Annotated in this window: 1 protein-coding gene and 1 pseudogene; both read right to left on the reverse strand. The window is 73.2% G+C overall.

The window, feature by feature from the left end; translation table 11 throughout:
• Nucleotides 1–624: pseudogene (locus AA75_RS16370) on the reverse strand (sel1 repeat family protein); the annotation flags it as partial.
• A gap of 94 nt (nucleotides 625–718) precedes the next feature.
• Nucleotides 719–1,621 (reverse strand): LysR family transcriptional regulator, encoded by a 903-nt coding sequence (locus AA75_RS16375; RefSeq protein ID WP_051812565.1) that lies wholly within the window; start codon nucleotides 1,619–1,621, stop codon nucleotides 719–721.
• Between the last annotated feature and the right edge of the window lie 423 nt (nucleotides 1,622–2,044).

Here is a 2,044-nt window from a genome sequence, read left to right on the forward strand (position 1 = left end):
GTGTGCCTGGCTCTGCAGGGTCATCAGGGTGGCGAGTGCGTGGCGCGGTGTCATGGGGTTGTCCAGGCAGGCGCGGTACAGGGCGGCGGCGCGCCCGGTGTCGCCGTACAGGGTGCGGTAGAGCTCGGCCGCCCGGTACTGGGCGTACGGGTGCCCGCCGTCGGCGGCCGTCAGCAGCAGCTCCAGGGCGTGGTCCGCGGGTGTGCGGGTGACGGGCAGCTGGCGCTCGAGGTAGAGGTCGGCGAGGGCGAGCATGGCTTCGGGTTCGCCGAGGGACGCGGCGGCGCGGTACCAGTGGGCGGCGTCGTCGAGCGAGGGGGCGATGCCGGCCGGCGGGCAGCCGTGGTGGGAGAGGGTCGCCAGGTAGTAGGCGGCCCGGGGGGATCCGGGGCTCTGCCGCAGCCAGGGCACGGCGTCCGCGTACTGTCCCTGGACGTAGCGGACGTGGCCGAGGAGTTCGACGGCGGCTGGATGGCCGGTGGCCGCGGCGGTCTCCAGGAAGAAGGTGGTCGCGGGGCGGTGCGGGTCGCTGTTCCAGCAGTGCAGCGCGATCCGGTAGTACTCCTCGGCGGTGGTGGGTTCGTGGCCGTCCGCGGTGAAGTTGATCCCCTGCCAGAGCACCACTGCAGTTCCTCCCCGGGCCGGGCGCCGCTCACATTCACCACGCGATCCTGGCACGCCCGGCCCCGGTTGCCCAGGGCGGGGCCGGGCCGGGCGGTCAGGCTCCGGCGGTCGCCCGGGAGACGTCCCGCAGCAGCGGGAGCAGCTGGTTCTCGCCGGCGGTCAGCGGGCGGGCCAGTGTCCAGTTGGCCATCACGGTGCGGCGTTCGGGGGCCGGACTGACACCGAGTTCGGCCAGCACGCCGTGCCGGAGCTCGAAGCGGACGGACCGGCGCGGTACCAGCCCGACGCCGAGGCCGATCCGGACGGCCTCCTTGACGCCCTCGGTGCCCCACAGGTCGAGGGTCGGGGCGCCGGACAGTTCCCAGCAGTGCAGCAGGTCCTTCAGCTGACGGCGGGTCTGGGAGCCGCATTCGCGCAGCAGGAAGGTCTCGCCGGCCAGGTCGGCGGGGGCGATCCGCCGTCCGGCGAGCGGGTGGTCGGCGGGGCAGACCAGCAGCATGTCGTCGCCGGCGAGCCGTTCGGAGCGGTACCGGCCCGGGGGCAGCGGGCTGCCGCTGAGGCCGACGCCGGTGCGGCCCTCCTCCAGTGCCTCGGCGAGCTGGTCGGCGGTGCTGACGGCAAGGCTGAGCTGCGCGTCGGGTTCCCGGCGGCGCAGTTCCTGGAGCAGGGCGGGCAGCAGGTGGTGGCCGATGGTGCTGGTGCTGCCGATGACCAGGGGTTCGCGGCGCAGCAGTGCCGCCGCGTGGACGGCTTCGACGGCCTGGTCGGCGAGGGCGAGGACCTCCTTGCTCTGGGCCAGCAGGACCTCGCCGGCCAGGGTGGGGCGGATCTTCGGGCCTGAGCGGTCGACCAGCTGGGTGCGCAGGGCTATTTCGAGGTTCTGAACCTGTTTCGACACGGAGGACTGGCTCAGGAACAGGACCTGGCCCGCCGCCGAGAATCCCTCGCATTCGATGACCTGTGCGAAAATCGCCAGTTGATTGAGGTTGAGTCGCATCGTGGCCTCGCTCGCGTCCGGACGGTGTGGGACACAGGGGTCCGGCTCGGTGCCGCACTGAACCGGCCGGTAGGGCAATGTACCCTGCGCCCGGCTCCGGGTCACAGTGCTGGTCTACCTGCGGTGTTGCCGGTCCGGGCGGTGGGTCGGGCGCGGGGCCGTCCACCCCCGCTGCTACGTGCGCCGACGGTCGGCCGGTTACGGGCCGGACCCCGCCCGCGGGATGCCACCGACACCTCGCGAATGGCAAAGGATTCGCAAAGCAGCGGGACGAAACCTCAGATCGGCCCTCTTTCTCTGGTGACCGGCCCGCCCGCGGCCGGCAGTTCCCAGGGAGGTATTCCGGTGCACCCTTGCCCCGGCGGTCGACCGTCCGCGCAATCCCCGTCCGCCGTCCCCGACCGGCCCGCCCCGGGCCGGCCC

The organism is Kitasatospora sp. MBT63, from assembly GCF_000710465.2.
GTDB lineage: Bacteria > Actinomycetota > Actinomycetes > Streptomycetales > Streptomycetaceae > Kitasatospora.

Bases quoted from the DNA above. Each gene is read 5' to 3' on its own strand.
- AA75_RS16375 (WP_051812565.1), bottom strand. From the start codon at position 1,621: ATGCGACTCAACCTCAATCAACTGGCGATTTTCGCACAGGTCATCGAA.